The 25,070-nt window shown below is 60.9% G+C and carries 19 protein-coding genes; 14 read left to right on the top strand and 5 right to left on the bottom strand.

The window, feature by feature from the left end; genetic code table 11:
* Window positions 1-32: 32 nt before the first annotated feature.
* The 3 genes from P3T20_RS03270 to P3T20_RS03260 all read left to right on the top strand — a co-directional run bounded on the left by P3T20_RS03270 (window position 33) and on the right by P3T20_RS03260 (window position 2,952).
* Entirely contained in the window at window positions 33-881 is an 849-nt protein-coding gene (locus tag P3T20_RS03270) for a transporter substrate-binding domain-containing protein (RefSeq protein ID WP_174567538.1), read from the top strand.
* 106 nt (window positions 882-987) lie between these two features.
* Window positions 988-1,743, top strand: coding sequence for a glucose 1-dehydrogenase (locus P3T20_RS03265; RefSeq protein WP_429286191.1), 756 nt, complete (start codon window positions 988-990; stop codon window positions 1,741-1,743).
* A 138-nt stretch (window positions 1,744-1,881) separates the two neighbouring features.
* A complete protein-coding gene (locus P3T20_RS03260; RefSeq protein WP_429286035.1) occupies window positions 1,882-2,952 on the top strand; it encodes a zinc-binding dehydrogenase in 1,071 nt (356 codons plus the stop codon).
* Window positions 2,953-3,020: 68 nt separating this feature from the next.
* On the opposite strand, the gene P3T20_RS03255 is transcribed toward P3T20_RS03260, so the two are convergent.
* The gene (locus P3T20_RS03255; RefSeq protein WP_429286190.1) at window positions 3,021-5,228 is read right to left on the bottom strand and encodes a LamG-like jellyroll fold domain-containing protein; all 2,208 of its coding nucleotides are present in this window, start codon (window positions 5,226-5,228) and stop codon (window positions 3,021-3,023) included.
* 705 nt (window positions 5,229-5,933) lie between these two features.
* A complete protein-coding gene (locus P3T20_RS03250) occupies window positions 5,934-7,676 on the bottom strand; it encodes an IlvD/Edd family dehydratase (RefSeq protein ID WP_429286034.1) in 1,743 nt (580 codons plus the stop codon).
* Window positions 7,677-7,853: 177 nt separating this feature from the next.
* On the opposite strand from P3T20_RS03250, the gene P3T20_RS03245 reads away from it, so the two are divergent.
* The 6 genes from P3T20_RS03245 (at window position 7,854) to P3T20_RS03220 (ending at window position 15,848) form a co-directional block, all read left to right on the top strand.
* On the top strand, window positions 7,854-8,783 hold the full coding sequence (locus P3T20_RS03245; protein ID WP_429286033.1) for a Gfo/Idh/MocA family protein: 930 nt from the start codon (window positions 7,854-7,856) through the stop codon (window positions 8,781-8,783).
* Between the two features lie 70 nt (window positions 8,784-8,853).
* The gene (locus P3T20_RS03240; RefSeq protein WP_074266215.1) at window positions 8,854-9,858 is read left to right on the top strand and encodes an arabinose ABC transporter substrate-binding protein; all 1,005 of its coding nucleotides are present in this window, start codon (window positions 8,854-8,856) and stop codon (window positions 9,856-9,858) included.
* 135 nt (window positions 9,859-9,993) lie between these two features.
* On the top strand, window positions 9,994-11,574 hold the full coding sequence (gene araG / locus P3T20_RS03235; RefSeq protein ID WP_429286032.1) for an L-arabinose ABC transporter ATP-binding protein AraG: 1,581 nt from the start codon (window positions 9,994-9,996) through the stop codon (window positions 11,572-11,574).
* 30 nt (window positions 11,575-11,604) lie between these two features.
* A complete protein-coding gene (gene araH, locus P3T20_RS03230; RefSeq protein ID WP_074266214.1) occupies window positions 11,605-12,615 on the top strand; it encodes an L-arabinose ABC transporter permease AraH in 1,011 nt (336 codons plus the stop codon).
* Window positions 12,616-12,693: 78 nt separating this feature from the next.
* The gene (locus P3T20_RS03225) at window positions 12,694-14,250 is read left to right on the top strand and encodes a methyl-accepting chemotaxis protein (protein ID WP_074266213.1); all 1,557 of its coding nucleotides are present in this window, start codon (window positions 12,694-12,696) and stop codon (window positions 14,248-14,250) included.
* Between the two features lie 455 nt (window positions 14,251-14,705).
* A complete protein-coding gene (locus tag P3T20_RS03220; protein WP_429286031.1) occupies window positions 14,706-15,848 on the top strand; it encodes a porin in 1,143 nt (380 codons plus the stop codon).
* A 72-nt stretch (window positions 15,849-15,920) separates the two neighbouring features.
* Here the strand turns inward: P3T20_RS03220 and P3T20_RS03215 are convergent, their stop codons facing one another.
* Both P3T20_RS03215 and P3T20_RS03210 read right to left on the bottom strand, forming a co-directional pair.
* Window positions 15,921-16,679, bottom strand: coding sequence for a response regulator (locus tag P3T20_RS03215; protein WP_074266211.1), 759 nt, complete (start codon window positions 16,677-16,679; stop codon window positions 15,921-15,923).
* Entirely contained in the window at window positions 16,672-18,336 is a 1,665-nt protein-coding gene (locus tag P3T20_RS03210; RefSeq protein WP_429286030.1) for an ATP-binding protein, read from the bottom strand. Before P3T20_RS03210 ends, P3T20_RS03215 begins: the two co-directional genes overlap by 8 nt.
* A 309-nt stretch (window positions 18,337-18,645) precedes the next feature.
* Here P3T20_RS03210 and P3T20_RS03205 point away from each other — a divergent pair, with 309 nt between their 5' ends.
* The gene (locus P3T20_RS03205; RefSeq protein WP_074269197.1) at window positions 18,646-19,452 is read left to right on the top strand and encodes a winged helix-turn-helix domain-containing protein; all 807 of its coding nucleotides are present in this window, start codon (window positions 18,646-18,648) and stop codon (window positions 19,450-19,452) included.
* Window positions 19,453-19,518: 66 nt separating this feature from the next.
* On the opposite strand, the gene P3T20_RS03200 is transcribed toward P3T20_RS03205, so the two are convergent.
* On the bottom strand, window positions 19,519-20,547 hold the full coding sequence (locus tag P3T20_RS03200; RefSeq protein WP_429286029.1) for a LacI family DNA-binding transcriptional regulator: 1,029 nt from the start codon (window positions 20,545-20,547) through the stop codon (window positions 19,519-19,521).
* A gap of 275 nt (window positions 20,548-20,822) precedes the next feature.
* Between P3T20_RS03200 and P3T20_RS03195 the strand changes: the two genes are divergently transcribed.
* From P3T20_RS03195 to P3T20_RS03180, 4 genes are all read left to right on the top strand, one after another.
* Window positions 20,823-21,956, top strand: coding sequence for an ABC transporter ATP-binding protein (locus tag P3T20_RS03195; RefSeq protein ID WP_429286028.1), 1,134 nt, complete (start codon window positions 20,823-20,825; stop codon window positions 21,954-21,956).
* A 29-nt stretch (window positions 21,957-21,985) separates the two neighbouring features.
* Complete coding sequence (locus tag P3T20_RS03190; protein ID WP_074269194.1) at window positions 21,986-23,218, top strand: ABC transporter substrate-binding protein; 1,233 nt, start codon at window positions 21,986-21,988, stop codon at window positions 23,216-23,218.
* A 93-nt stretch (window positions 23,219-23,311) separates the two neighbouring features.
* On the top strand, window positions 23,312-24,187 hold the full coding sequence (locus P3T20_RS03185; protein ID WP_429286027.1) for a carbohydrate ABC transporter permease: 876 nt from the start codon (window positions 23,312-23,314) through the stop codon (window positions 24,185-24,187).
* 14 nt (window positions 24,188-24,201) lie between these two features.
* Window positions 24,202-25,053, top strand: a complete 852-nt coding sequence (locus tag P3T20_RS03180) for a carbohydrate ABC transporter permease (protein WP_074269192.1) — start codon at window positions 24,202-24,204, stop codon at window positions 25,051-25,053.
* The last annotated feature ends 17 nt before the right edge of the window (window positions 25,054-25,070 follow it).

The following is a 25,070-nucleotide window of genomic DNA, read 5'->3' as shown; positions in this document are numbered from 1 at the left end:
TAGCCTTACTCATATAACTCAGGAGCATGACGATGCAAGGGAAGAAGTTTGTTGCGGGGCTGTTAGTCCTTGGTGGTACGGCTGCATGTTTGACTCCTGCTTATGCGGATCAACTGGCTGATATCAAGAGCCACGGCGAGTTGACCTGCGGTGTCTATTCGAACGTCGAACCGTTTTCGTATCCGGATGCGCAGACACGCCAGCTCGAAGGCATGGATGTCGACCTCTGCAATGGAATCGCCAAACAACTGGGCGTCAAGGCGAAGCTCGAACCGCTGGCTGTGGAGGCGCGTATTCCGCAACTGAAGCTTGGACGCGTCGATGTGGTCGTGGCTAACCTGGCCTATACGAAGACGCGCGCAACGCAGATTGCATTCAGCGATGCTTACTATTCGACCAAGGAAGTGCTGGTCGTCAAGAAAGCCGATGCGACGAAGAAATTGACTGACTTCGCTGGACAGAAGATCAGTGCCGCGGACGGTTCGACTTCCGCGCAGTCGATTCCTTTGTCCATCAAGGATGGCCAGGCGGTGACCTTCCACGATACGAGTTCGGCGTTCCTCGCGCTTGAGCAGGACAAGGTGAAGGGCTTCGTCACGAACCAGATGACTGCCATCAAGATCACGAAACAGGTTGACGGCACGGATGGCGCGGTCGCGATTGCTTCCGAGCCGATGTTGATCGAGCCGATCGCGGTGGGCCTGCGTCAGAACGAACCGGCGATGCTCGATGCGGTCAACAAGGCGCTGGCGGCGATGGAGCAGAGCGGCGAGATGAGCGGTGTGTTCAATAAGTGGCTGGGTCCGAAGACACCGTACGGCCTTGTGCGGACCGACAAGGTCACGCCGATCAGTCAGCTCAAGTTCACGCCGGTGTCGTGAAGAGACGCATTGAAATGTGCCGCACCCTGGCGCCTTGTGCGCCGGTGCGGTAAAACGGTGTCTTTAGCAAGGACGCAAAGGATCTGAGTTGAAGAATATCTTGGGGATGTTCGATCTGTCGGGCCGCCGTGCCTTGATTACGGGTTCGAGTACCGGGATCGGTTATGCATTGGCAACAGGACTTGCCGCAGCGGGGGCTGAGGTCGTTCTGAACGCTCGCAGCGAGGCGCGCCTGAACGACGCTGTCGGCCGGCTGAATGCCGACGGTGCAACCGCGCACGCCGCCAGCTTCGATGTGACGTCGCCTGGCGAAGTGGAGGCAGCGATCGGGCGTATCGAACGGGAGATCGGCCCGATCGATATTCTGGTCAATAACGCGGGCATGCAACGGCGCGCACCCCTCGAGCAGTTTTCCCATGCACAGTGGGAAGAACTCATGAAGACGAACGTCGAAAGCGTCTTCCTGGTGGGGCAAGCGGTGGCGCGTCATATGATCGAACGTAAGCGCGGCAAGATCATCAACATCTGCTCGGTGCAGAGCGAGTTGGGTCGGCCGAATATTGCCGCTTACACGGCGAGCAAAGGCGCGGTGAAAATGTTGACCAAGGGCATGGCCATCGACTGGGGCCAGCATGGCATTCAGGTCAATGGTCTGGGACCGGGGTACTTCAAAACCGAACTGACTGAAGCGCTAGTCAACGACGAGAAGTTCAGCGCGTGGTTGATCGGACGCACGCCTTCGCGGCGCTGGGGTGAAGTCGAAGACCTCGTCGGCGCGGCGGTATTCCTCGCAAGCGACGGGTCGAACTTCGTGAACGGTCACATTCTTTACGTGGACGGTGGAGTCACGGCGACGCTGTGATTGGCAGCGTGCGACGCCGGACCTCATACCATCTGTATCAATCATGCTGATGGGTCGCATTTGAGTAATTGATTTCAGGAATACGTGGCTACGTTCTAGAGTCAAGGCATGCAGTCAACCTTCTCTCTGGAGTCAGACATGAAAGCCTGGATGCTCGATGAACCCGGTCAACCGCTCGCCCTGCGCGAGGTCGCACAACCGCAGCCGCGTCGCGGCGCGGTGCTGGTGCGGATGGAAGCGGTGCCGCTTTTGAGTTACACGCGCAGCTACGTCGAAGGAAAGCTGCCCTATGCATACCCGCCGGGGCCGTTTTCACCCGGGACGAACGGTGTGGGCCGGGTAGAGGCGGTCGGTGAGGGCGTAGTGGCATTCCACGCCGGTCAACGCGTTGCGGTGAATCCCTACTGGGTCGCGGATGAAACCGTGCGCGAACCTGCTCAGGCGCTGCTCGGCCTGACAGCGATCAGCGCGGACAGCGGCGTGCTGCTGGATGATTTCACGCACGGCACGTTGCGCGAGCTGGCCGAGTTTCCTGCTGCGACGCTAATCGCGCTCGATGGCCTCGAAGACGTTTCAGCCACGCGGCTTGCGGTGCTCGGCAAGTTCGCGGTGCCGTTCGGCGGACTGCGGCGCGGCCGGCTGACGGCGGGTGAAACCGTCGTGATAAACGGCGCCACCGGTTATTTCGGATCGGCCGCGGTACTCGCTGCGCTTGCGATGGGCGCGACCCGTGTGATCGCGCTGGGCCGGCGGCCTCAACCGCTGCAGGCGCTCGTCGAACTGGGGCGAGAGCGGGTCATACCGGTCGTATTGACGGGTGATGCCACCCAGGACGCTGCCGCGATTCGCACCGCGTCGGGCGGCGGTGCGGATCTCGCGTTCGACATGGTTGGCCAGGCAACCGATCCTCAGGCGACGCTCGCCGCGCTGCGCAGCTTGCGCCGCGGCGGCCGGCTCGTGCTGATGGGCAGCATGCAGGTGGACTTGCCGATCGCGTATCAGGAGATGATGCTAAACAACTGGGAGTTGATCGGCAATTTCATGTACACGCGTGCCGATTATCTTGCGCTGGTTGCACTGGTAGCGTCGGGCCAGATATCGCTCGACGCGGTCGAGCTGCAGTCGTATTCAGTCGCTGCTCTTGAGGCGGCGATAGACGCCGCAGGACAGATGGCAGGGCTGCAATGCACGGTGGTGGATTTCGCGTGAGAGTAGCAAGGCTGCGCGTGCGTGGATGCCGATGCCTGTAGAAGGCGTCGGCATCCGGCAGGCCGTCGCTATGCCGAGATCAATGCAGTGATCTGTTCGGCAGTGAGCGCGTTGCGATAGATGCGGAACTCATCGATCAAGCCGTTGAAGTAGGGGTCTGCTGCAAACTGCGAACGGCCGATCCAGTTCTGGTTGGTACTTTCCACGAGGTACGGCGCGAACGACATTGCCGTATTGGAGCCGATGGCGTTGCCATTCAGGTACAGCGTACCGACATTGCCCGACAGCGTTACCGCGACATGCGCCCACTGTCCGGTGGGCAGCGCGACATTGCCGTTGATGTCCTGCTCGCCCGCGCTGCCGTTGAGTGTGATCGCAAAGCGCGCGATGCCCGTGTTGGCGCGGGGTGTCAGCATCATGTAGCGGCCCGTGCCGCTGCCGAAGTCGAATATGCGTTCCCAGTTCTTCGACGCGTTCCAGTACACCCAGGCCGCGATCGTGAAGTCGGAGACGTCCGCAACGATGTTGGCGGGCAGGCTGACATAGCCTGTGTTGCCGTCGAGCGATACAGCATGGCCTTGCTTGCCGGCCACCCAGGTCGCACCGCCGGTCAGTGTACCCGTGTGCCCTTTGCCGCTTGAATCGGCCGCATTCGTGCCGCTGCCTTCGTCGAAAGTCAGGTAGGTCTGCAGTTGTACGGCGGTGATGGCGACCGCCTCGTTCGACACGGCTGTTTCACCGGACGGCGTGTGCGCAGTCACGACGTAGTAATAGGTTCCTGCTGCGAGGCCACTGTCCGTATAGCTGAGCAGATCGGTGACGCCGCTTGCAATCGTCGTGTAGGGGCCGCCGGATGCAGTGCCGCGCTGCACGTTATAGCTCGTTGCATAGGTCGTACCCCACCACGACAGGATGACCTGTCCCGCGCTTGCGGTCGCGGCGAGCCCGCTCGGCGGTACGCCATTGGCGATGGCGTCCAGCGTGCAGGTCAGCGTTCCATAGCCCAACTGGTCGTAACCGCCGCTGGTTGATCCATAGTTGCCTCCGCCGCCTTCCGGCTGGACCAGCACGGCGAACTTCTGCGTATAAGGTGCGGCCATGCCCTTGCGGTTGACGTAATGGTTGTAGACGAGGGCCCAGCAAGGCCGCGCGGTACCCTGAGCGGAGGTTGAAAACCCGGTCTGATTGACATTGTCGACGTTGTTGTAGCGCACGAAGGGCACCGTGTAATAGGTCGTGCCCGATTCGATCAGATTGCTTTTCGCAACGTATTCAGCCCCCATGAGGAAGCGGTTGTTGTCATAGCCGTAGAGATCGACACCCTGATTCCAGGCCATTTCGCAGATCGCGCCTGCCAGCGCGATGCCGAGTGTGGCGTGCCCCTGGTCACGTCCCGATTCCTGCCATTGGCCGAGATAGCCCGGATGCACGTAGTAGACCGCCTGCAGGATGCAGCCGTTGCCGGGGCCGCTCTGGAAGAAGGTAACGGCTTCGTCGAAGAGCGACTGGTTATCGCACAGCACGCCGATGGCCATGATCGATGCCAGGTTGCACAGATCCCAGTTGGCCCAATAGTGCGTCTCCTGGGTGTTGGTGTGCCGGTTGATGAAGTCGTGGTTGATCGGATAAAAGATGCTGGACATCATGTTCTGGAAGCGTGCGAAGTCGGCGGCTGCCCAACCCGAATACGTGCGCATGATTTCGCCAGCATTGGCAAATTCGTAGCCGTAAATGCCGGCGGCAAGGTCGACATTCGTATCGCCGCCGAGTGCGGTCAATGCGGACGACCAGGCGTTCATGATCTGCACCGCCTTGTCGGCATACGCCGTTGCGCCCGTCACTTTCCAGCGCAACGCGCAGGCGTACGCGGCTGCGATGTCGTTGTACAGCAAAGTGTAGTTCTGCGAATGCACGCCGTCGCTGCCCCGGTAGACGACCGCCTGCGGGCGGGGCGAATAGGACAGGCTCGCGTGACTGTTCGCGATCAGGATGTTCCAGCTATCTATCCACGGAGAAGCTTGCGCCGCGACCTTCTGGCTCATCCGGTCAAAATCGCTCTGGGTGTGCAGCAAGCCCGGATGCACGAACGTGCCGGTGGAGGAACTGCTTTGCGCCAGATCCGATGCCGTCGTCGCGGATCTGGACGCTTCGGATGTCTGCGCCGCCTGATCGGACGACGTTCCCACTCCCTCGCCACCACATGCCGACAGCGCCAGGGCGCCCAGGCTGTAAAGAAACGTGCGGCGCGAAATGCTTGCAGCAATTTGTGCCTGCATGGCGAGACTGTCTGACTGTCCAGACTGCGTCTCCGATGTGCCCGGATTCGCAACGATTCTTTGTGTATCGACCAGCCTCGGTTTCGACCTCTTCATACCCTTCACACTCCTGAATAGTTGGCAAACGTTTGCGCTCGGGCCCGCGACGTTCCTCCTCCGGACTGAACGGCGGACCACTTCATTGCGGGTGCTTTCCATGCGGCACCCAGTACTTTGCATTCCTATTTTTTATAGAAACGCCTGGTACGGGTATGCATTCGATTTACGACATCAAATCTTAATGCCGATGCAAATCGATTTATTCCGGCTATTCAATACGCCAGATACGGCGGATTGGATTTGCCGCGGTGGCGAAGTCTGCCTACGATCGCCACCTCCTTTTGTAAACGGCGGATCTCACGCGGCCTGAAGGGTAAATGTTAGAGTTATTTTATCTGGTAAGAAATAAATTTCGCGATTGTTGGATTTGGTAAAGAAATTCAATTGGAGATTCAGAAAATCCTTATAAAAGTCTCAGGATTTATTTGGCTTTTGACGACCGAAATTCGTTGGGAGGAGTGACTGAAGATATGCGTCGAGCTGGGTCGATGCATTGGCGGAAGGTGGGCGTTGCGACCCGGCAGGCATCGCGTTGCGAGCCTGCCGGTGAGTGGATTCGACGCCGCGGGTTAGCAGGGCATGGCCGCTACCGTTGCCGTCGTATTTTCAATGCGAGTGGCGAGGCACCTCGGCGCCGCGGCATCCCACCAGGAAGTCGAAGTCGCAACCCTGATCGGCTTGCAGAACGTGATCGACATAAAGCTGGCGGTATCCGCTCGTATCAGCCGGCGACTTCTGCTGCGATTCTGCCCAGTCGGCCAGACGCGCGGTCAGTTCTTCCGCGCTGACGTCCAGGTGGAGCCGTCCGGCGAGGGCGTCCAGTTCGATCCAGTCGCCTTCGCGGACCACGGCGAGCGGGCCGCCTGCCCGTGCTTCCGGCGACACGTGCAGCACGACGGTGCCGTAAGCGGTGCCGCTCATGCGCGCATCCGAGACACGCACCATGTCCGTCACACCTTGAGCGAGCAGCTTCGGCGGCAAGCCCATGTTGCCCACTTCGGCCATGCCCGGATAACCTTTCGGCCCGCAATTCTTCATCACGAGCACGGAGTCCGCGGTCACGTCGAGGTCGGGGTCGCCGATGCGTGCCTTGTAGTCGTCGAAGTTTTCGAACACGACAGCGCGGCCGCGGTGCTTGAGCAGCGACGCCGTGGCGGCGGAAGGCTTGAGCACGGCACCATTCGGTGCGAGGTTGCCGCGCAATACGCAGAGCCCGCCGTCGGCGACGAGAGGTTTGTCCAGAGGACGAATCACTTCGTCGTTATAGAGCGGCGCTTCCTTATTGTTGTCCCACAGCGACTGACCGTTCGCGGTCAACGCATCCGGATGCGGCAGCAGGCCCGCTTCGCCGAGACGTCGAAGCACCGCAGGCAAGCCGCCTGCATAGTAAAACTCTTCCATCAGGAAGCGGCCCGACGGCTGCAGGTCGACGAGCGTCGGCGTGCCGCGGCCCACGCGGGTCCAGTCGTCGAGTTCGAGGTCCACGCCAATCCGCCCGGCAATCGCCTTCAGATGGATCGCTGCATTGGTGGAGCCGCCAATCGCCGCATTCACGCGAATCGCGTTCTCAAACGCTTCGCGCGTCAGCAGCTTCGACAGGCGCAGGTCGTCAAGCGCCATCTCGACGATACGCATGCCGGACATATGGGCAAGCACGTAGCGGCGTGCATCCACCGCAGGAATCGCGGCGTTATGCGGCAACGTCACGCCAAGCGCCTCTGCCATGCAGGCCATGGTCGAAGCGGTGCCCATCGTATTGCAGGTACCCGCCGAGCGCGACATACCGGCTTCAGCGGACATGAATTCATGCAGCGAGATCTTGCCCGCCTTGACCTGCTCGCTCAGTTGCCACACAACGGTGCCGGAGCCGATGTCACGGCCTTGATGTTTGCCGTTGAGCATCGGGCCGCCGCTGACCATAATGGCGGGCACGTCGCAACTTGCCGCACCCATCAGGAGCGCAGGAGTGGTCTTGTCGCAGCCCGCGAGCAGAACAACCGCGTCGATCGGATTGCCGCGGATCGACTCTTCCACGTCCATGCTCGCGAGGTTGCGCGTAAACATGGCCGTGGGGCGCAGGTTCGACTCGCCGTTCGAGAAGACCGGAAACTCGACCGGGAAGCCACCCGCTTCGAACACCCCGCGTTTGACGTGCTCCGCGATCTTGCGGAAGTGCGCATTGCACGGCGTCAGCTCCGACCACGTATTGCAGATGCCGATGATCGGTTTGCCCTGGAACTCGTGATCGGGGATGCCCTGATTCTTCATCCAGCTGCGGTACATGAAACCATTCTTGTCGGCTGTGCCGAACCACTGCGTCGAGCGCAACGCTCGTTTTTTGTCTGGCATGATGCCCTCCTGATCCCACATTATAGTAAGACTATTTAGAGTGTTCACTAGGGTATTCACGAATATTTGTGCCAAAACACCCGCAATATAGTGTGACTATTAAAAATTGTGATGGACGGCGCGACCTCGCTGGCGAGGCGTGGCCGGAAGCAGCGTAAAAATCATTGAGGCCAAAACATGCCAAAGCAAATTTCGGTGGGCCTGGTTGGCGTGGGCAAGATCGCGCGCGATCAGCATTTGCCGGCTCTCGCGGGAAACGAGGGGTTCGAGCTCGTCGCCTGTGCCAGCCGCAACGCGCAGGTCGACGGCGTGCGCAACTACAAGACAGTGCAGGAACTGCTCGCGGCAGAGCCTGATCTCGATGCGGTCTCGCTTTGCGCTACGCCGCAAGTGCGTTTCGAGCAGGCGCGTGCTGCCCTGCTGGCCGGTAAACATGTGATGCTGGAAAAGCCGCCCGGCGCGAGTGTCGTCGAGGTGACCGTTCTCGCCGCGCTGGCCCAGGAAAAAGGCTGCAGCCTGTTCGCTTCGTGGCATTCACGCTACGCGCCTGGGGTCGAGACCGCGCGGGCCTGGCTCGCACAGCGCGAGATCAAGTCGGTGACCGTCCTCTGGAAAGAAGACGTCCGCAAGTGGCATCCGAATCAGGACTGGATCTGGGAAGCGGGTGGCCTGGGCGTGTTCGATCCGGGCATCAACGCGCTGTCGATCATCACGCGCATCTTGCCGCGCGCGTTTTTCCTGAAGTCGGCCGAGCTATGGGTGCCGTCCAACCGGCAGACCCCGATTGCCGCCAACCTCAATTTCATCGACGACCACGATACGCCGGTTCGCGCAGAGTTCGACTGGCGCCATGGTTCTGAAGAACTGTGGCAGATCGAGGTGACGACCAGCAGCGGTGTGCTGCGTCTCGCGCAGGGCGGCAAGCAGTTGCATATCGACGGCGTGGCCGTCGACGTCGGCCCGGAACGCGAATATCCCGGCCTCTACGAGCGCTTTCATGAACTGATCACCGCGGGCCGCAGTGACGTCGATCTGCGACCGCTCGAGCATGTGGCCGATGCATTGCTGCTAGGTCACCGGCACGCGGTTGAAGCCTTCGTCGAGTGAACGCCGTCTGCCGAGTCACAAGTCTTAGACCACACGTAGTCAAACCCAAGTTGTATTCCAGGAGACCCAGATGAACCAGAAGCTTCGCCGATTGACCCTGTCCGCAGTTGCCGCGGCTGTCCTCGCGGTACCGTTCGCGGCCCAGGTTTCGGTGCGCGCAGATGAACCCCTCAAGATCGGCTTCCTCGTGAAGATGCCGGAACAGGCGTGGTTCATCAATGAACAGAAGGCCGCGACCGCTGTCGGTCAGAAGGATGGCTTCTCGGTAGTGAACATCGGCACGCCGGACGGCGAAAAGGTGCTGGCTGCAATCGATAACCTCGGTGCGCAAGGCGCCAAGGGCTTTGTGATCTGCGCGCCTGACGTGCGTCTCGGACCGGCAATCGAAGCACGCGCCAAGCGTTACAACATGAAGTTCGTCACCGTCGACGATCAACTGGTGGACTCGACGGGCAAGCCGCTCGGCGATGTGCCGCACCTCGGCATGTCGGCCATCAAGATCGGTAATCAGGTGGGCCAGGCAATCTCCGATGAAATGAAACGTCGCGGCTGGAAGCCGGAAGAAGTCGGTGCGCTGCGCATCACCGACTACGAACTGCCGACCGCCAAGCAACGCACCGACGGTGCCACGCAGTCGCTGCTCGCCAACGGCTTCAAGAAAGAAAACATCTTCGATGCACCGCAAAAGACGACGGATGACGAAGGCGGCTTCAACGCAGTCTCGCCGGTGCTTGCACAGCATCCGAACATCAAGAAGTGGGTGATCTTCGCGCTCAACGAAGAAACGGTGCTGGGCGGCGTGCGCGCGACCGAGCAGTTGCACATTCCCGCGTCCGATGTGATTGGCGTCGGCATCAACGGCGCTGGCGAAGCGTTCGCCGAGTTCCAGAAGAAGGAACCGACCGGCTTCTACGGCACGATCGCCGTCAGCTCGACGAACCACGGCAAGCAGAGCACGGAGAACCTCGTCGAGTGGATCAAGACGGGCAAGCAGCCGCCTGCCGATACACAGACGACGGGTGAGTTGATGGTGCGCAGCAACTGGGAAAGCGTGCGCAAGGAACTCGGTATTTAAGCGTTCGAATGAGCGCTCGAAAGAGCGTGCACGTGAGCCTGCCCGCATGACGGGCAACACTCGCGGCGCGGGCGGCACACCTAAACTGTTCAAGGTGTCCGCCCGCGCGTCGTATTCACCAGCAAGAGGCATTTGATGACGGTTTCCCAACCCGACGCGGCGCATCTGAGTTCCAGCGGTGCGGCGTCTGCTGCTGTGTCCAGCGCGGCTCCTGGCGGGAGTTCCGCAGATACCGAGGCGTATCTCCAGCTTGCCGGCATCACCGTGCAGTTTCCGGGCGTACTGGCGCTCGATCAGGTTTCGCTCGACGTGCGTCGCGGCGAAGTTCATGGTTTGATGGGCGAAAACGGCGCGGGCAAATCCACGCTGCTGAAGGTCCTGTCGGGCGTGAATCAGCCGGCCGCGGGCACGCTCGCGCTGAACGGCGTGGCGCAACAGTTCACCACCACCAAGGCTGCCATCGAGGCGGGCGTCGCGATCATCTATCAGGAACTGCATCTGGTGCCGGAACTGACGGTGGCAGAGAACCTGATGCTCGGTGCGCTCCCCAACCGTTTCGGTGTGCTTGACGAGAAGGCGCTGCTGGCGCGTGCCATGCGCGAACTCGAGCGCCTCGGCGAAAAGATCGATCCGGCACAGCAGGTCAAGTATCTGTCTATCGGTCAGCGTCAGATGATCGAGATCGGCAAGGCGCTGATGCGCGATGCCCGCGTGATCGCCTTCGATGAGCCGACCAGTTCGCTCTCGTCGCGCGAGACGACGCAGCTGTTCCGCATCATCCGCGCGCTCAGGGCCGAAGGTCGCGCGATTATCTACGTCACGCACCGCATGGAGGAAGTCTATGAGCTGTGCGATCGCGTCACGGTGTTTCGCGATGGACACCATATCGACACCTTCGAAGCAGGTACGGGGCTTGATCGGGACCGCCTGATCAGTTGCATGGTGGGGCGCTCGATTGCGGATGTGTATGGTTACCGCACGCGTCCCACGGGCGATGTGCAACTGGAAGTGAAGGGTCTGATGGGAAAGGGGCTCAAGGAGCCCGCCTCGTTTTCCGCGCGCAAGGGCGAGATCGTCGGCTTCTTTGGCCTTGTGGGCGCGGGCCGGTCCGAATTGATGAAGCTGATCTACGGCGCGGTGAAACCGGCTGCTGGTGAGATTGTGCTGAGAGGCAAGCCGGTGCGCTTTACGACGCCGCGCGATGCGGTGCGAGCCGGCGTGGCGCTGTGTCCAGAAGATCGCAAGCAGGAAGGCATCGTCTCGATCGCGTCGGTCTCAGACAATCTGAACATCAGTTGCCGCCGCCACTTTAGCCGCTTCAACGTGCTCAACAGCCGCAAGGAAGCGCAGACCGCGAAGGAATTCATCGCGAAGCTGGCAATCAAGACGCGCAACGGCGAGACACCTATCGGCACGCTTTCGGGCGGCAATCAGCAGAAGGTGATCCTGTCGCGCTGGCTTGCCGAAGAGATCGACGTGTTCCTGATGGACGAACCGACCCGCGGCATCGACGTCGGCGCGCGCAGCGAAATTTACGGCCTGCTCTATGGGCTGGCCGAAGCGGGTCGCACGGTGATCGTCGTATCGAGCGACCTCGCAGAAGTCATTGGCATCGCGGACCGGGTGCTGGTGATGAAGGAAGGCCGCATCGTCGGCGATTTGCCGAAGGCCCAGGCGAGCCCAGACGCGCTGATCAAGCTCGCCCTGCCGCGCTAAGGCCAGACTGACCGAATGGAAACAGACACAATGCAAACACAAGAACCTACCAACACCGCAGCCACGAATCCGGCGTCCGGCGTCGCCACGCGTCCGCGCGCCATGCAGGCATGGGACTTCATCAACAAGTCAGGCATTGTGATGGTCTTCATCATACTGTTTGGCGCGTTGTCGCTGACCGTGCCGGATTTCATCAGCGCACGCAATATTCAGGGGCTTTTGCTCTCGGTTACGCTGATCGGTTCGATCTCGGTCACGATGATGTTCGTGCTGGCGCTCGGTGAAGTTGACCTGTCGGTGGCATCGATCGTCGCGTTCTCGGGCGTCGTGGCTTCGACGCTGATCACCGCGACGCATAGCGTGATGTTCGGCATTGCCGGCGGCGTGCTGGCGGGAGGCGCCGTCGGCCTCGTGAATGGCGTGCTCGTCGCACGCTACAAGATCAACTCGCTGATCGTGACCCTTGCCATGATGGAAGTGGTGCGCGGTCTCGCGTACATCACGTCGAACGGCGACGCGGTGATGATTTCCGAAGAAAGCTTCTTCGATCTGGGCGGCGGTTCGTTCCTCGGTATTTCGTTTCCGATCTGGAGCAACATCGTCGGCTTCGTCCTGTTCGGATTCCTGCTCAAAAAGACGGTGTTCGGCAAGAATGTGCTGGCTGTGGGCGGTAATAGCGAAGCCGCGTTGCTGGCGGGCCTGCCTGTTACGCGCATCAAGATCGTGGTGTTTGTACTGCAGGGCCTCGTCACCGGTTTTGCCGGCGTGATGCTCGCATCGCGGATGAGCCTCGGTGACCCCAAGACTTCGGTCGGCCTTGAACTCGGTGTGATCTCGGCGTGCGTGCTCGGCGGCGTCTCCTTGACGGGCGGCGTTGCAACAATCTCCGGCGTGCTCGTGGGCGTGCTGATCATGGGGTCGGTGCAGGACGCAATGAGCCTGCTGAACGTGCCAACGTTCTATCAATACCTGATTCGCGGCGGCATCCTGTTGCTCGCCGTGCTGTTCGACCGGTACCGGCGTAGCAAACGAGTGGGCTAAGCGGATTTTGGGCCACCCCGTACGGCAAAAATCAATTACACGCCGGCGGGGACATCAAAAAATACGGGGAAGGGCACGATGTTCAAGGACACCAGTATCCGCGGGAGCATCACGTTCGTCATCACGGCCTTTGTCGTGATCCTGCTGAGCGTGATCGGTATCAGCGTCGGCATGCTCGAGCTCAGCAATGAAGGCATGAGCAAGATGGTCGAGGAGGATACCCGGATACTGGTCGATCTGAAGACCAGCAGCGAATTGCTGCAACGGGTGCGCGTGTCGCTTGACAGCTATCACGCGCTGTACGGAGTCGGAGATCCTGAACCGCAGTTGCTCGTGAATGCCCGTCAGGATATCAAGGAGTCCGACCGGCAATTTGCCGACTATTTCGCGCACCAGCCAATGGATCCGGCGGTAAGGGATCTGGCGACGCAGTTGCAGGGCAAGCGCAGTGCGTTTGTCAAACAGGCGTTGCTGCCCGCTTTCGATGCCCTCGAACAGATGGACTTTAGCGCCTTCAAGACGCTGCAAGGCAAGGAAACCAAAGCCTTGTCAGACGCCTATCAAAGCGCAATGTCCAGCCTCGAAAACGCGCTTACCGAGCGCGAAAGGGCCCGCTATACCGAAGCGCAGACACGTTTCAAGTCGATGGTCGGCGTGCTCGGTGGCGTCGCGGTCGTTGCGTTGCTGCTGGGCTTTCTTGCACGACACATCCTGATCGGCGCCGTCGTGCGACCGCTGGTACATGTCATCGCGCATTTTGAGCGCATCGCCTCTGGCGATCTGCGCGGCGAGATCACGATCGAACGTCAGAATGAAATGGGCGCGGTGTTCGCCGGCCTCAAGAAAATGCAGCACGCCCTGGTGACGACGGTGGCGACTGTGCGCAGCAGCACGGAATCGATCAACGTCGGTGCGCAGGAGATCGCCTCGGGCAATAGCGACCTGTCCCATCGTACGGAGCAACAGGCGGCGTCGCTCGAACGCACCGCGTCCAGCATGGAGCAGCTCACGTCGACGGTGAAACAGAATGCGGACAACGCTAATGAGGCCAATACCCTTGCGTTGAGCGCATCGGACACGGCGGTGCTTGGTGGCCAGGTGGTCGGCAACGTCGTCGAGACCATGCAGGGGATTTCCGTGCATTCGCGCAAAATCTCCGAGATCATTGGTGTGATCGACGGCATCGCATTTCAGACCAATATCCTCGCGTTGAACGCAGCGGTCGAAGCCGCGCGTGCAGGCGCGCATGGGCGTGGCTTTGCGGTCGTCGCAAGCGAGGTTCGCAATCTCGCGCAACGCAGTGCCTCTGCCGCGCGCGAGATCAAGCAGCTGATCAACGACTCGGTCGGGCAGATCGCGCAGGGCTCGGCGCTCGCCGAACGCGCGGGCTCGACGATGAACGATGTGGTTAGCTCGGTGCAGAAGGTCACGAAGATCATCGCCGAAATCTCGTTCGCTGCAAGCGAGCAAAGCAAAGGTATCGAGCAGGTGAATCTCGCTGTGACGGAAATGGACCAGACGACCCAGCAGAACTCGGCGCTGGTCGAGCAGGCCGCGGCCGCGTCCCAGTCGCTGGAGGAGCAGGCAGCCAGGCTGATGGAGGCCGTTTCGGTGTTCAAGGTCGCGGGTGCCTGACCGGCATCTGCTTGAGTCATCGACGTAATGCTGGGTAAGCCGGATTAAGCGAAACTGCGAAACTGGTAATAAATTGCGCATCTAATTTTTCGGAACTTTGAAGAATTAAAATTGTCGCTATTGAAATTGCCATTCGATGTGACTGACTAAAAGAAAGTTGAGGAAATATTATCTGAAGTTGCGCGGCTTGGCATTGCCCGGGATTGATGCTGCCAACGCACCTCCGGATTTCTCCTGAAGATCCATTCAGTATGGGTTCGAAGCGTGTTCGCGAGAGCGGCATGCTCCGTTCGTATTGGCGCGCCGCTTTTGTATTTTCTAGTTGTAGCGTTACAAGAAAAAACGAATAAACGGCAGAAAAAGTGAAGCGTAAGGAATTACGAAATACAGAATTGACAGGATTGCGATAATCTCCGCCACTCAATAACAACCGATTCAAGGTTAACGGAGAAGCAATGAAGAAATTCGTCCTGTCCGGCCTCTCGCTGGCGGTTCTAGGCGGTGCGGGCACAGCTCACGCGCAGAGCACGGTCACGCTCTACGGCCTGATCGACGCCGGTATCACCTACACGAGCAATCAGGGTGGCGCACATAACGTCCAGGAAACCAGCGGCGCAGTGAACGGCAGCCGCTGGGGCCTGCGCGGCTCGGAAGACCTGGGTGGCGGCCTGAAGGCAATCTTCACGTTGGAAAACGGCTTCAGCGTGGCGACCGGCAAGCTCGGCCAGAACGGTCTCGAGTTCGGCCGCCAGGCCTTTGTGGGCCTGTCGAGCGACCAGTACGGCGCGGTCACACTGGGTCGTCAATATGACTCAGTCGTGGACTACCTGGCTCCGTTGGCCCTCACCGGTACAGGATCGGGAGGCACCCAGGCTGCCCACCCGTTCGACAACGACAACCTCGACAACTCGTTCCGCATCAACAACTCGATCAAGTACTCGAGCGTGAACTATGGCGGTTTCAAGTTCGGCACCCTGTATGGCTTCTCGAATGACGCGGGGGGCTTCGCCACGAACCGCGCCTACAGCGCAGGCGCTTCGTACAACTACGGTCCGTTGAATGTGGCAGCAGGCTACCTGGAGTTGAACAAGGCGGGCACGTCGTACAACTCGAGCGGCGCGGTGACCAGCGATGCGACTTTCACGGCCGGCACGCAACGCACTTACGGTGCAGGCCTGAACTATGCCTTCGGTCCGGCGAAGGTCGGTTTTGTGTTCACGCAGACCCATCTCTACAACGCGAGCAGCATCGGCGCGTCGGCTTCGGGCACGTCGTCCGGCCTGACGTTGACGGGCGGCGGCGCAAGCTTCACGAACTATGAGGTGAACGGCCGTTACAACATCACGCCGGCATGGTCGCTCTCGGCTGCGTACACGTTCACCGATGCGCATCTCGACGGCGTGAGTCCGAAGTACAACCAGTTCAGCCTGCAGACGGCGTATGCGCTGTCCAAACGCACGGATGTCTACCTGATGGGCGTGTATCAGCATGTCAGCGACACCGGCGATTCGGGTATCACGGCCGATATCAACGGCCTGAGCACGTCGTCGACGGACAGCCAGGTGGCGGCCACGATCGGTATTCGTCACCGGTTCTAAGGTCTGCTTCGTCTCGCCCCGCGTGATGCAAAAGACCCGGCAAATGCCGGGTCTTTTGTTTGCAGCGGCGCGTTACTGCAAACCGGTAGATGGTCCTTCGCTGGAGTCAGTCTCAAGATCCGGGTCGAGCCGATAGCCCACCCCATAGATCGAGCGGATCATGTCTTGCCCCGGACGGACGGCCTGCAGCTTGCGGCGCAGATTCTTGACGTGTGTATCGACGGTGCGATCGGTGACGACGCGGTGATCGTCGTAGAGCTGCCGCAGCAGATGATCGCGCCGGTAGATCCGGCCGGGCGTGGACTGCAGCAACGCCAGCAGCCGAAGCTCGATCGGCGTGAGCTGCAGATCCTTGTCGTCGAGCAGCGCGACGTGCCGGTCGACATCCACCAGCAACGGCGGCTTCGGTACAGCTTCGGGCTGCGTCGTCGTTGCCGTCGTCGTCGCCAGTTTGCCTGCGCGCCGCAAGATAGCCTTCACGCGCGCGACCACTTCGCGTGGACTGAACGGCTTGCAGACGTAGTCGTCCGCGCCGAGCTCGAGACCGAGCAGGCGATCGATTTCATCCACCCGCGCGGTCAGGATGATCACCGGCACCGCCGAGAAGCTGCGCAATTCGCGGCATATTTCGAGTCCGCCGCGTCCGGGCAGCATCAGGTCGAGAAGAACCAGCGCCTGCGGTTGCGCACGCACGAATGGAATCACCTGCAGGCCGTCGGCGATGATCGTCGTACTGTAACCCTCCGCTTGCAGATAATCTGAAAGCAGCGCGGCAAGCTTCGGCTCGTCCTCGACGATCAGGATTGGAATGGTAGTGGGCGTATCAGTCATGGTGAGAGGGCTGAAGCGGAAAGCGCAGTTTGATCCAGAGACCGCCGATTGGCGAGCGTGCAGCCTCGATGGTGCCTTCGTGCGCCTCGGCGATATGGCGGCACAATGCGAGTCCCAGACCCGCGCCACCGCTTTGTCTGCTGCGTGAGATGTCCACGCGGAACATGCGCTCGAACAGGTGAGGCAATAGAGGCTCGGGTACGCCTGGGTAAGAGTCCTGAACATCGATATGCAATTGCTGCCCGTGCATCGAAACGCTGACGCATACCTTGCCGCCAGGATCGGTATAGCGCAGGGCGTTTTCCAGCAGGTTCTTCAGCAATTGCGTGAGGCGATACGGGTCGCCCACGATCACCGCGGGCTGGTCGACGATGTCTGTTTCGAGCGCGAGGTTGCGCGTGTTGAGCCGCTCTTCGAACGCGTCGGTAGCGGCCTCGACGATGCCTGCCGCATCCACGGGCACCTTTTCGAACGACAACGCGCCGATGTCGGCGAGCGACAATTCATACAGGTCGTCGATCAACTGGCTCAGCATGGCCACCTCGGTCTGCAGCGACGACAACGACGCGCGGTCGGGATGGCGCACGCCGTCCTCGAGCGCTTCGAGTTCACCCCGCAGAACGGCGAGCGGCGTGCGCAATTCGTGCGAGATATCGGCGATGAAATTGCGGCGCGAGGTCTCCGCCGTTTGCAGCGATACGGCGAGCTGGTTGAAGTCCTTGGCCAGCTGGTTGAATTCGTCGCCGCTGCCTTCTGGAACGCGGGTCGCGTAGTCGCCGCTGGCGAGCCGGTGGGTCGCCTCGACGAGACGCCGGATCGGGGCGAGGAAAATCCTCGCCAGCACCATCGCCACGCCTGCGGCCAGTACCGCTGCCAACGCCACGATGATCCACGTTGCCCTTAGCTGCCGGACCTGGAACTGGCGGTCCGCTGCATAGAAGATGTTTTCGGGCGACTCGATCGAAAGCCAGCCGACCACCTGACCCGAAACCTTCAACGGTTCCAGCGGCGAGCCGGGAGGCGGCAACGGCCCGTTGCTGACAATGCGACGCTTGTTCACGTCGTACAGCGCGCGGGGAGGAAGCGGTCCGGGTCTGCGGGAGGCGGGCTGCGTCGAGCCGGCCGCTGCCGTGGCTTGCGAGGCCGCGGCGGGCCCTTCGGGCCGGTTCGCCACAGCGGCGTTCGGTGCAGGGCTGGCGAACTGAGGTCCCCCCGGCGCGTCCGGGCCGTTGCTGCGGCCTGGCTGGTCGGGCATATCCGGTGGCGGGCCGGGAGGCTCACCTGGCGGGCCCATGTCGTCGCCCGGACCACCCGGGCCGCCTGGGCCACCGGGACCGCCTGGACCCCCAGGCCCACCCGGGCCGTCGGGATTTCCCGACCCCCACGGCATCGACCTTGACGTGCCGGCGCTCGAATTCTCGACAAACTTCATCCACGCGGAGCGGTCGTTTACCAGAAAGTCCCAGCTGCCGTGCTGTGCATAGGCGTCTTCGAGAGCCTTCTCCAGCTGGTTGGCGCTGCTGGTGTTGCGCTGACCGACGTAATCGAAAAAGCCGTTTTCAAAGCTCACGCGCATGGCCGCGCCCATCGCGACTGCAATCGCAATGCATGAGGTGGCGATAGCCAGAAACAGCTTGGACGTGATGCCTATTTTCATTTGGATTTCCTGCCGCCACGCCTTTGCGTGGCCGCCTGTCCCGGGTGAGCGCCGGGTTTTGCCGCAGCGCGTATACCCATTGGAAGCGGCGTATGTTGCCCGATTTTCGCATCCGCGGGCACCCGTCAAAGCTCATGTCGGGTGTTCTTCACAGTTTCTCCTTGGTTTCCCCATTTTGGGTGCGCATTTGGTCCCTACTATGGCGTCATGGTTGCTCCGGTAACCGTTCTGACCGCCAGGCCCAGCTGCGAGGCCGAAGCGGAGGTCACCGGATTATTCTTCACAGCAGTCTAGAGGTGTTCGAACGTCATGAACATGCGGCTTCTTGTTGTTGAGCCAGACCAGGCGGTACGCGATGAACTGCGTGCCCATTTTCACCGTGAACAGATCGAAATGTCGGTGCTATACAACGCGACCTTCCTGGTTCGCCGCGTCGAGCAGGAATTGCCGACCGCCATCGTGATGCGCGCCGAACTGCCTGTCTCCGAGGCCCATGCGGCGCTGCGGCGTTTGCGCGCCGCGGGTTACGACATGCCGGTCGTCATGATCAGCAAGTCGGCGGACGTGATCGACAAGATCATCGCATTCGAACTGGGTGCTGACGATTACCTAGTGGAGCCGTTCGATGTTCGTGAGCTGACGGTGCGTCTGCGTACGGTCGTGCGTCGCCGGGCATCGGTGGTGTATGCCGCGCCTGAGATCCGCGAGCGCTACTCGTTCGGCGACTGGCAGATCGACTTTGCAACGCGGCGCCTGATCAAGGACGACGAAGAGGTCGACCTGCGCTCGAGCGAATTCGCCTTGCTCAAGGTCTTCGCCGTGAATCCGCTGAAGATCATGTCGCGCCCGAGCCTGATTGCCCTGCTTGGCATGCGCGACACCGGGCAGACGGAGCGTGGCCTGGATGTACTGGTATTCCGCCTACGTTCGGTCATCGAGCCTGACGTTGGGAGTCCGCAATACATTCAGACCGTGCGCGGCCGCGGGTATATTTTTGTGCCCTGCGGCGATACGGGTAAGGGCAGCGAGGCCCGTGACGCACGTTCGAGCCGCATCAAGACTCCGCGCATACCGGCCAGCACGGAGCATGCGCAAATGCATGAAGCGTGGGCATAAAACGGCTTGGGGCGGGGCTGCGCGCAGTCTGCGCATCTCACGTGCCCCGCGGGTTCTGTGGCGTGATCACGGTTGCGTGCCCTGCTTCGCCGGAGCCGTCGACGCACGCCTGATCAGCACAGGATCGGACGTGCGAATCATGTTCGGCACGCCGCGTACGCCCGAGCCGAGCCTGATCAGCAGCTCGACGCCTTGCTCGGCCATCTCGGCCGTCGGAATGGCAACAGTCGTGAGCGCCGGCCGGGACTGACTGGCCATTTCGATGTTGGTGATGCTGACGATTGACACATCCTCAGGCACGCGCAGGCCGAGCGCCGCCACCGCGTTGAGCGCGCCGAGCGCCATCAGGTCGTTCGAGATGAAAAGCGCCGTCAGGTCCGGGCGGGCGCTGAGCAGGTCGGTGGCGGAGTCGAAGCCGCCCTGGTATGTATCCGTCACGAAGCGCGCGTCAGCCTGCACGTGTTTGACTTTCTGCAAGCGCAGCGCGTCACGGAAACCCTCATACCGACCGCCGTGGATGCCGTTTTTTGCGCTGCCGATCAGCGCGCCGATACGGCGATGCCCGAGTTCCAGCAGGTGTTCGGTGGCGATCGATCCGGCCTTGTGCGAATCGAAAGCGACACAAGGAACACCGGGCGACTCATCGGGAAACTCCCAGATCGATATCACCACCGGCGTGCCGGTTGCCTGGATGGCCTGCAGTTCTTCGATGCGCAGATCGCCGTTGTTCGCCACGAGGATACCGTCCGACAATGAGCCCGCCACGTCGGCTAGAAATCCCGTGCCGCCGTCCGGCTCATAGTCAGTATTGCAAACCAGTAGAAAGCGCCCGTGCCGGCGTGCCGCATTGTTGGCCTGCAAGGTGAATTCCGGATAAAACGGATTGGTGATGCAACCGAGCATGAGAGCAAGCGTCGGCGCGCGACGTTCGACCAGCGCTCGCGCGTTCAGATTGGGCCGGTAGCCTTTGGCTTCCACCGCGTCCAGCACGCGTTGCCGCGTTTCGGTTCCGACGCGTCCGCGGCCACGAAGCACATTCGAGACCGTGGTTGGCGTGACACCCGCCAGTTCGGCTACCTCCTTGATCGTCGCCATCAAGCCTTCCCGCCTCGACATTTTCCCCCCTTAAGCCTTGCCATCCACGCGCCAGTACAGGCGTAAATATCATCGCAGACGCCGATCTTACCAACCCGCACAGGAAGCCGTTAATTTTTCGTGCGCCGAAAAAGCACAGAAAAAAAACTTGCCAAGCGTATCCCGCGCTGCTAACTTTCATCCTCAGATAGACGTTGCTCGACCTCCTGAACGGCCGCTGGCCGTATTTTTCGGTTGGTTTGGTTTAACGTTAAACCAAATGGGTTGGAGACACAATGGCAGCCATTTCCCTGCGGGGCGTTTCGAAGCAATTCGACGGCAACGCGCCGGTGCTTCGGGACGTCGATCTCGACATCGCACAAGACGAGTTTTGCGTGTTTCTGGGTCCCTCAGGTTGCGGCAAGTCGACCCTTCTGCGCATCATCGCGGGTCTTGAAGACCCAAGCGGCGGCGAGATTTCGATCGGCGGGCGGGTGGTCAATACGGTGCCGCCCGCGAAGCGCGGCGTCGCCATGGTGTTTCAGAGCTATGCGCTGTTCCCGCACATGACGGTGGCGGAGAACATGAGCTTTGGCCTCAAGCTCGCAAGGCTGCCGGCCGCACAGGTAGACAGCAAGGTCAAGGAGGCCGCGAGGATCCTGCAGCTCGAGTCGTTGCTCGATCGCAAGCCGGCCGCGCTGTCTGGCGGACAACGTCAGCGTGTCGCGATTGGACGCGCGATTGTCCGCGAGCCGGGCGTGTTCCTGTTCGACGAACCGCTGTCGAACCTCGATGCCACGCTGCGCGGGCAGACGAGAGTGGAAATTGCGCGCATTCATCGCCGCTTCAGCGCGGCAAGCACGGTCTACGTCACGCACGACCAGGTTGAGGCGATGACGTTGGCCGACAAGATCGTGCTCCTCAACGTCAGCCGCGACTCAGCCGGCACGGGCAGCATCGCGCAGATCGGCACACCGATGGACCTGTATTTGCGGCCCAATAGCCGTTTCGTGGCCGGTTTCATCGGCTCGCCGCAGATGAATTTTCTCCCGGCCCGCGTTAGCCAGCTGGATGGCGCGAACGCCATCGTCGCTCTCAACAGTACCGGGGAAACCGTCCGCGTGGGCAATGTCACGCGCCGGCTGGAACCGGGGCAGGCCGTGACGCTCGGTGTGCGGCCCGAACACGTTTCGGCTTCCCAGACCGGCCCGGCCGGCATCGATAGCGGCCGTGCGGCGACGCTGACGCGCGCGGTATCGCTGATCGAGCGGCTTGGCGAGCAGAGCTATCTGCATTGCAACGACCCTGACGGCTCGACGCTTCTTGTCAAGGTCCAGGGCAATACACCGGTCCGCCCGGGCGAGACGGTTCGCCTCGCCATCGACCCCATGTCATGCCATCTGTTCGACGAGCACGGCGTGGCCGTTTGAGCTGCATAACAAATACCCAGGAGACAAAAATGAAACATGGCTTCCGCCTGTCGCTACTCGGCGCGGCGCTGGTTTTTGCCGCACAGGTCCACGCGGGCACACTGACGGTCAATATTGCGTTCAAGGGCGCGAATCAACGCGCCTTCTGGGACACGGCGATCGCCGAGTTCCAGAAGGCCAACCCCGACGTCACCGTGAAGGCCGCGTATATCGAGGAGGAGGCCTACAAGGTCCAGCTTCCCGGCTGGCTGATTTCGGAGGCACCCGATATCGTCAAGTGGCATGAGGGTGAACGGATGCGTTACTACGCCAAACGTGGCTTGCTGGACGACATGTCGGGCGACTGGCAGAAGAATGGCTGGAACACGACTCTGGCCTCGCTGAAAGAACCTTCGTCGTACGAAGGCAAGCAGTACGCGTTGCCGACCGACTACTTCTCGTGGGGCGTGTTCTACCGCAAGGATCTGTTCGACAAGGTGGGCATCAAAGGCGAGCCCAAGACGTGGGACGAATTCCTCGACGACTGCAAGAAGCTCAAGGCAGCGGGGATTGCGCCGATCGTAGTGGGCGGCCGCGATGCGTGGCCGCTCGCCGCGTGGTTCGATTACATCGATCTGCGTCTGAACGGCTACGCGTTCCACATGCAGCTAATGGACGGCAAGATTCCCTACACCGATGCGCGCGTCAAGAAAGTCTATGAAACGTGGAAGATGCTGATCGACAACAAGTACTTCGTCGACAATCCGCTCTCCTACACGCTCGACTCGTCCCAGCCGCTGCTGATACAGGGCCAGGCTGCGATGATGCTGATGGGCAGCTTCATTGCCGGCGGCTTGCCCGACGCCATCAAACCCAAGGTCGGCTACTTCCAGTTCCCCGTGATGGATCCCAGGATCACGGTGGCGGAAGACGGTTCGGCAGATTGCCTGAACATTCCGTCCAAGGCGAAGAACAAGGTCGATGCGCGCCGCTTCCTTGCCTTTATGTCGACACCCGCCATGGACACCCGCTGGGCCAAGGCGTTCGGGTCGCTGCCGGCGAACAACCAGGCGAGCGTTGCCGACGATCCGTTCACGAAGACGGGCTTTGCCATTCTGTCCAACACCAAGGGCGGCATTGCGCAGTTCTACGATCGGGACATGACCAAGGAAATGGCCGACGAGGGGATGAAGGGCATGCAGCGCTTCGTCAGCGATCCGTCGACGCTCGATCAGGTGCTCGCACATCTCGAGGAAACGCGTCAGCGCATCTACAAGCAATGAGTTTGCGCAGCGCAGGCGGCCTGCACCTGCGCTGCGGCGAAACGCTTTCAACGAATGCAATGCGCGCCTGAGCGCGCTTTAGCGAGCCGAATCATGTCTGTATCCAACGTTGCGTCGCCGCTCGCGCGGCGACGTCGCCGTGCTGCGCTGTTGTTTCTGACGCCTGCGTGCCTGATGTTCACGGCGTACGTTATCTATCCGATCCTGCGCAGCATCATGCTGAGCTTTTATAACTGGGACGGGGTGAGCCCAGCCACGTTCGCCGGATTCGCCAACTACCTCGAGCTGTTCCACTCGGATACCTTCTACACCGCACTCAAAAATAACGTGCTGTGGCTGGTGCTGACGTTGCTCGCACCGCCGGCCGGGCTCGCCTTCGCGCTGTATCTGAATCAGACGGTGCGCGGCATCCGGCTTGCAAAGTCGCTGTTTTTCGCGCCCTTTGTGATCCCCGGCGTGGTGGTGGGGCTGGTGTTCAGCTGGTTCTACGATCCTGCCTTCGGTTTGCTGAAGCTGATCGTGGGGCACGGCATTCCGGTGCTGGGCAACGAACATATGGCGACGTTCGGCATCATCGTCGCGGCGCTGTGGGTGCAGATTCCCTTTTGCATGATTCTCTTCCTCACTGGCCTCACGGGCATCAACCCGGAAGTGATCGAAGCAGGGCGCCTCGAGGGCGCCCGCGGCCTGAGCCTGCTCTGGCACGTGGTGCTGCCGCAATTGCGGCCCGCTACCTTCATGGCGGTCACGCTGACCGTCATCGGCGCGTTGCGCAGCTTCGACCTGATCTCCGTGATGACGGGTGGCGGACCGTTCGATAGCTCAACTGTGCTCGCGTATTTCATGTATGACCAGGCCATCAAGTATTTCCGCTACGGCTATTCGGCGGCGATCGCAGTCGTGCTGTTCCTGATCATGCTGGTTTTCATCGCCTATCAATTGCGCCGCCTGTTGCGTACGGATCACTGATTCACGGAGCGTCTATGTATCCCTTGCCGATTTCTCACTGGAAGCCCGCCAGTCGCGCGTTTTACAGGTTTTCGCTGCCCGTTGCTCTGGCTGTGTGGCTGTTGCCTCTGCTCGCCGTACTGGTCACGTCCATTCGCTCTTCGGACGAACTGATGCAAGGAAATTATTGGGGCTGGCCGCATCAATTCGCAGCACTGACGAACTATCGAACGGTACTGGTCGACTCGCCGATGCTGCACTATGCGTGGAACAGCTGTCTCATCACGTTCCCGTCGGTCATCGGCGCGATCGTGCTGTCCGCCATGGCGGGTTTCGCGCTGGCGACCTATCCGTTCAAGGGCAATGCGGCTGTGCTTGCCACGTTCGTGGCCGGCAACTTCGTACCGATCCAGGTGTTGATGATTCCAGTTCGCGATCTGACCTTGAAGCTCGGCCTGTTCAATTCGGTTGGCGGCCTGATCCTGTTCCATCTCTCGTTCCAGACCGGTTTCTGTACGCTCTTCCTGCGCAACTTCATCAAGGAATTGCCCTACGAGCTCGTGGAGGCTGCGCGCGTGGAGGGGGCGAACGAATGGCAGCTGTTCTACCGCATCGTGCTGCCGCTGATTCGTCCCGCGCTGGCCGCGCTTGCCGTGCTCGTGTTTACCTTTGTCTGGAATGACTATTTCTGGGCGCTCTGTCTTACCGAGGGCGATCACGCGGCACCGTTGACCGTCGGCGTTGCCGCCTTGCAGGGGCAGTGGACCACCGCATGGAACCTGGTCTCTGCAGGTTCACTACTGGCCGCATTGCCCTCGGTGCTGATCTTCTTCGCAATGCAAAGACATTTTGTAGCAGGCCTGACATTCGGCGCAACGAAGGGCTGAGTCTTGCCGGTTTCGTG

The organism is Paraburkholderia sp. GAS206C (assembly GCF_050435645.1).
Lineage (GTDB): Bacteria > Pseudomonadota > Gammaproteobacteria > Burkholderiales > Burkholderiaceae > Paraburkholderia > Paraburkholderia phenazinium_B.
Note: the sequence above shows the minus strand (reverse complement) of the source record. Positions and strands in the feature narration are given on the sequence as shown.